This window comes from Alcaligenes sp. EGD-AK7, from assembly GCF_000465875.3.
In the GTDB taxonomy this organism is placed as follows: Bacteria; Pseudomonadota; Gammaproteobacteria; order Burkholderiales; family Burkholderiaceae_B; genus Alcaligenes; species Alcaligenes phenolicus.
On record NZ_AVOG02000006.1, the window covers coordinates 45266 to 51320 of the forward strand.

5 protein-coding genes and 1 pseudogene are annotated in these 6055 nt (G+C 56.1%); 4 read left to right on the forward strand and 2 right to left on the reverse strand.

From position 1 onward, the window contains the following. Positions 1-103: 103 nt before the first annotated feature. The 4 genes from N879_RS07700 (at position 104) to N879_RS07715 (ending at position 3615) form a co-directional block, all read left to right on the forward strand. Positions 104-418: a non-heme iron oxygenase ferredoxin subunit gene (locus N879_RS07700; RefSeq protein ID WP_009460854.1), complete on the forward strand. Its 315-nt coding sequence runs from the start codon at positions 104-106 to the stop codon at positions 416-418. A 31-nt stretch (positions 419-449) separates the two neighbouring features. Then, positions 450-1727: an NAD(P)/FAD-dependent oxidoreductase gene (locus tag N879_RS07705; RefSeq protein WP_009460852.1), complete on the forward strand. Its 1278-nt coding sequence runs from the start codon at positions 450-452 to the stop codon at positions 1725-1727. A gap of 66 nt (positions 1728-1793) precedes the next feature. Beyond that, positions 1794-3083, forward strand: a complete 1290-nt coding sequence (locus N879_RS07710) for an aromatic ring-hydroxylating dioxygenase subunit alpha (RefSeq protein ID WP_009460850.1) — start codon at positions 1794-1796, stop codon at positions 3081-3083. Positions 3084-3096: 13 nt separating this feature from the next. After that, positions 3097-3615 carry an aromatic-ring-hydroxylating dioxygenase subunit beta gene (locus N879_RS07715; protein ID WP_009460849.1) on the forward strand — a complete coding sequence of 173 codons (519 nt, stop codon included), beginning with the start codon at positions 3097-3099 and terminating at the stop codon, positions 3613-3615. A 1211-nt stretch (positions 3616-4826) separates the two neighbouring features. Here N879_RS07715 and N879_RS07720 read toward each other — a convergent pair. Both N879_RS07720 and N879_RS07725 read right to left on the reverse strand, forming a co-directional pair. Beyond that, positions 4827-5429: an N-carbamoylsarcosine amidohydrolase gene (locus N879_RS07720; RefSeq protein ID WP_009460848.1), complete on the reverse strand. Its 603-nt coding sequence runs from the start codon at positions 5427-5429 to the stop codon at positions 4827-4829. 7 nt (positions 5430-5436) lie between these two features. Further along, a pseudogene (locus N879_RS07725) lies at positions 5437-6055 on the reverse strand (2,5-dihydroxypyridine 5,6-dioxygenase); the annotation flags it as partial.

A 6055-nucleotide genomic window follows, 5' to 3' on the forward strand; every position in this document is an offset into this window, starting at 1 on the left:
AATAGCTTAAGCCTCAACTAGCGCAATCCCTTATAAAAACGATATTTGATTTTATAATTTATACAGTATACTGACTAATTGAAAGCACAACCCGGAGACAACTTTGAACTGGATAAAAATTTCCGAAACCGATGCCATCGACAACGAAGAGTCCCTGGCAATCGAGTGGGAAGGCAAGAAACTGGCCCTGCACAAACTGGATGACGAGTTCCACCTGACCGACAACGTCTGTACCCACCAATATGCCCTGCTGTCCGACGGCTATCTGGAGGACGGTTGCGTGGAATGCCCTTTGCATCAGGCCAAGTTCTGTTTGCGCACCGGCAAGGCCATGAACGCCCCTGCCACGGTGGACATCAAGGTCTATCCGCTGCGCATTGAAGGCAACGATATTCTGGCCGACTTCAGTCAGGCCTGAGCTTTTTTCTGCTGACGAGACCTGCAACATCATGGCACACCACACTTCCGTACTGATCATCGGCGCTGGCCAAGCGGCTTCGGTGCTGGCGCGCGAACTGCGCAGCCTGGGCTTTAGCGGCAGCATCACCTTGGTAGGGGATGAAACTCACCTTCCCTACGAGCGTCCGCCCCTGTCCAAAGACGTGCTCAAGTCCAGCGCGACCACTGACAGCGTGTTTTTGCAAAAAGCCGAGTTCTATCAAGAACAGAATATTGAACTCTTGTTGGGCACCAGCGTGCAGTCTCTGGATTGCGCCACACTTCAGGCCAGCCTGAGCAATGGCCAGACCTGGAGCTTTGACCACGCGGTGCTGGCCACAGGCGGCGCGGCCCGCGAACTGGCTCTGCTGCCCGCCAGCCAGGTCAACGCCCTGTATCTGCGCACGCTGGACGATGCCCTGAGCCTGCAAGCCCGTCTGCATCCCGGTTTGCGCGCCCTGGTGATTGGTGGCGGCTTCATGGGTCTGGAACTGGCTTCTACCGCCAGCGAAACCGGCGCACAGGTCACTGTCATTGAAGCGAATGAACGTCTGCTGGCCCGCAACGCCCCTGCGCTGCTGTCGCAATGGTTGCTGGAGCGCTTCGAGTCGCAAGGCATCACCGTGCGCCTGGGTCAGGGTGTGCGTCAGGCCCACTTTGCGGCAGAAAACGAGCACCCCGTTCAGCTGGAACTAAATGATGGCCAGATCCTGAATGGCGATCTGGCCATTGTGGCCGCCGGTCTGAGCGCGAACTCCGCCTTGGCGCGGGCCAGTGGTATCGCGGTAGACGATATGACGGCCGGGATTATTGTGGATCGCCAGGGCCGTACCAGTGTGGCGGGCATTTATGCCGCTGGCGATTGCGCCACCCAGATCTGCCCCGATACCGCCGTGCGCACGCGCACCGAATCCTGGCAGAACGCCAACGAGCAAGCCCGTCAGGTGGCCCACGCCATTGCCGGGCAGGATGCTCCTGCTGCACCTGTCAGTTGGTTCTGGACGGATGTGCTCGGTTGCAACATTCAAATGCTGGGCCAAGGCAGCCCGGATCTGAACTATCAGGTACGCGGCGTCATGGACAGCCAGGGCGATGCCATCAGCTTCATGTTGCTGGCATTTGAAGGCCAGCATTTGCGACACGCAATTGGCGTCAATGCCGGCGCGGATCTACGCGCTTTGCGCAGCGTCATGGAACAGAACTTGCCTGTGGACCCGGCCATCGTGCTGGACCCGGCGACCAAGCTGCGCCAGTACGTGAAAGAAGCGGCTCGTACGGCCCAAGTCTAAGAAAGAGAAGCGGCCTGCGCCGCCTCGTCATCCCGAATCATTAAAGAGTTATCAGAGGAGAACCCCATGTATCAGACGCAAACGGTGATAGGCCAGACGGTCGGGTCCAAAGACCGCCCTGTCGAGGAATGCACCTGGCCCGAGGATGTGCTCAACACCATTCCGGATTGGGTCTACACCAGCAACGACATTTACAACCGCGAGATGGAGCGCATTTTCCACGGTGACACCTGGAACTTTGTGGCCCTGGAAGCGGAAATTCCCGATTCGGGCGACTACAAGCGCTCGTATGTGGGCTCCACCCCAGTAGTCGTGGCGCGTGCGGAAGATGGCAGCATCAACGTGTTTGAAAACCGCTGTGCACACCGTGGTGCCGAGTTTTGCCGCCACAACCAGGGCAACACCAATGAATTTGTGTGCCCGTATCACCAGTGGTCTTACAGCCTGAAGGGTGATCTGCAAGGGATTCCTTTCAAGCGCGGTGCGAATAAAGAAGGCGGCATGCCGCGCAGCTTCAAGAACTCCGAGCATGGTCTGAAAAAGCTGCATGTGACAACGCACAACGGCGTCATTTTTGCATCCTACAGCGACAAGGTCGAGCCTATTACGGAATACCTGACGCCTGAAATTCTGAAGGATTTCGAGGCGGTGTTTCCCGGCAAGAAGCTGAAGATTCTGGGTTACTACCGTAACGAGTTGCCTTGCAACTGGAAGATGTACCACGAGAACCTGAAAGATCCTTACCACGCGACCTTGCTGCACTCTTTCCTGGTGGTGTTCGGTCTGCTGGTAGCGGGCAACAAGTCGCAGATGTATGTGGACCCTGTGCATGGTCGTCATGGCTATATGGCTTCGGCCAAGTCCGAGGACAAGTACGCCGAGGTCAGTGAGGACAACAAGAAGGAAATGCGTTCCTTTGTGGACGATATGCGTTTGCGCGATGAGCGTTTTCTGGACTACGTCAAGGAGTTTGATTCGCCGTGGTCGGTGACCATGCAGACGATCTGGCCCAACCTGATTGTTCAGCGCGAGATGAACACCTTGGGTGTGCGTCAGATCGTGCCCAATGGCCCCAACAGTCTGATCATGCAATGGACCATGTTTGGCTATGAGGACGATACCGAGGAGATGACTCGTCACCGTCTGCGTCAGGGCAACCTGATGGGTCCTGCCGGTTTCCTGGGTCTGGAAGACAACGAGGCCATGAAATTTGTGCAGGAAGGGGTACGTCGTTCCAGCAGCGAGGTGAACATCATCAAGCTGGATGAAAGCAAGCTGGGTACGTCCAATACGCTGATCTCGGAAGCGGCTATTCGCTCCATGTACCAGTATTACCGCCAAGTGATGGATCTGTAAGACGAGCTGACTTATGAAAATGGATTTTTCTTTCAAACCCGCCCAGGTTTCTGTTGAGCGTGCTTTGGCGTTAAAGGCGGAAATTGAGCTTTTCAATGCCGAGTACTGTGCCACTTTGGATCGTGGCAATGTTGAGGACTGGCCCATGTTTTTTGTGGAGGACGCGGTTTACCGAGTCACTTCTCGCGAGAACGCGGATCTGAATTTGCCGGTAGGTCTGGTCTATGCCGAAGGGCGCGACATGATGCACGATCGTGCGGTGGCCATTGCCCGCACGCAGATGTATGCCCCGCGCTACATGCTGCATCTGGTCACGGATGTGCGCGTGATCAGCGAGGCTGACAATGGCGACATTGAGGCTGAAGGCAATTTCATGCTGATGCAGACCTTGGTGGAAGGGCCTTCCACGGTGCATCTGGTGGGTAATTATTTCGATACCTTCACGCGTGTGGACGGTCGTTTGATGCTCAAGGAGCGTCAGGTGATTTTTGATACGTCCATCCTGGCGAATGATCTGGTGTTTCCGGTCTAAGTCCGGGGTTTGCTTCTGGTTTCAAAACTGTTTTTTGTGTGCTGTTTCCGAGCCACTTGAGTCAGAAGGTCTTCTGATTCCTTTGAGCACCCTTCTTTGTTGAGGGGTGCTTTTTTTTGCTTATTTATTGGGGCAAAGGGCTGATGCCTGGCGCAACGTCAGAGATATGAGGCTTTAGGGCTGGTAGCGCAGGTTTGGAGGGCATTCAGCTTAGTCAGGATCGGGGATAAAAGGTCTCTGTGAAAACGCCATTCAGTCGGCCTGCTGGGGTGTCCGGGCTGAGCACTTGCCGGTGCTGCGCACCGGTGCCCTTGTCAGGAGATAGCTACGGGCGCATCCTGAACTCACCCGGTACTTGGTCCCCCGGACCAAGTACAAGCGTCGGGTTCAAACAGCAGGATGCTTGCACCCCTACGCTATCTCCTGCCCGCGGCAAGTACTCTGATCCGCCCTGACACCCCAGCAGGCCGACTGAACGGCTCACAATGGCTTTTTATCTACCAATCTCTTACGGACTCTTTGAACAAACAGGGCCTCGTGCCTTGCTCTTCTGCATTTCCTAAGCGCCTATCGTTCTGCTCTTCAGCCCCCCTCCCTTCCTTTCTCCACCCATTCAATCTGCACCCCTACTTTTCATCCCACCTCTGCCAGTGTCGTTTGGGCTTTAAACAATGTTGCTTGTTTTCTTGTGAAGCCCGTGTGCGGCTTGGCGGGCGAGTCGGGGCCCTTGCCGCGGGCAGAGTGCCGGGGTGGGATGCAAGGGTCGTGCTGTTTGAGGAGCACGCTTGCGGTTTGTCCGGGGGACAAACCGCGCTCCGAGTTCACGACCCGCCCGCCCCGGTACTCTGACAAGGGAACCCACGCGCAGCGTGGGCAAGGGACCCGCCAAGACAAGCCGCACACGGGCCTCACAAGAAAACTATCCACCCCTCTTACGCAAAGCCCAAACGGCACGTCCAGAAGAAAGCCCTGACACCGCAATCCTTGCAAACCCACAAGGCTAGCAGACATAAAAAGCCCCCGAGAGCCATACGGCTCCCAGGGGCACAGGTACGATAGCCCGCCCCCAAGCGGCAGACCATCGATACTCAATTACAAGGCTATCAAAACAGACTTGTTAACGACGAATCATGTCTCATCAAGCGCGGACGCCCATCCAGGTCGTGATGAAACACATCGTTCTTCTCGAAAGCTCAAAATCTTGAACAACTTTAAAGACCGATCAACGCCATCGCCTCTTCACGTGTTGCCACGGTGGCGTACTTCTGACGCATATCGAACAGATTGGCCTCGTGAGGGCCAATCGCACGGTCGCCCACGCAATCCGATACCACCAAGGGGCGGAAACCCAGTTGCATCGCATCGACCACGCTGGAGCGCACACAACCACTGGTCACGGCGCCGGCAACCAGCAGTGTTTGCACACCACGTTGCGTTAGCCACGCCGCCAAGGGCGTACCAAAGAAGGCCGAAGGCACGTTCTTGCGAACGATGAACTCACCAGGTGCGGGAGCCAGTTCCGGCACGATGTGGCTGTTGTGCGCGTCTTCGGTCAGACCCAGCATGCCGGGCACTTTGATGCTGAAGATGTTGTTATCAGCACCATCGTCGGCATACACAATGCGGGTGTGAGCCACCGGCCAGCTCTGTTCACGCGCCGTTGCCAACAGCTTCTGCGTGTTCTCGATAGCTTCAGGAATATTGCCGCCACCAAACACGGCAGGATCCGCAAAGCCATTCACCAGATCAATAATCAACAAGCCGTAAGGAGCTTTAGGCTCCAGCGTCGACCCAAACCCTTGTTGAGCGTACACCGCTCCTTCATTCGTACTCACCAACGCCTCCGTCCAGTACTTTGCCATCACGCACGACAGCGCGGCCATCCAGGCTGACCGTGCAATTGCGCAAAGGAATATCAATGTGGCATGCGGTTGTGCGCTTGCCCCCAGCTTCATTGTTCGGTCCCAGGGAGAACAGGAAGTTACCCTCGAACGCACGCGCATCCATGCCAATGGTGTTTTCACGCGAGTACAGACCCAGTGTGGACCAATGGCAACGTGGTTGCAGACCCCAGCCGATATGCGAGATAGCGTAGCCTTCGGGGTCATTGAAGGACTTCATGTACTCGTCCAATAATTGCGCCTCAATGCCTCCTTCGATCTTCGTGGCATAACCATTCTCCACAGTCAGAATAATCTGCTCGGAGGAATACTTTTTCTGCGGCAGCAGGATGTCGCCCTTGTCGATCACAATGGTGCCGTTAGTGCCCAGCTCGTTCGGCCAGGTCAGCACGAAGCCACTAGGCCAGTGGTCCCAACGACCGGGCTCATCTACAAAACCGTATTCACGAATCGCGGGGAACTCACCCAGCGGGCAACGCAAGTTGGTGCCAGCAGGAGACGTAATGCTCATTTCCTTGGCGGCCTTGATCAAAGCGGCC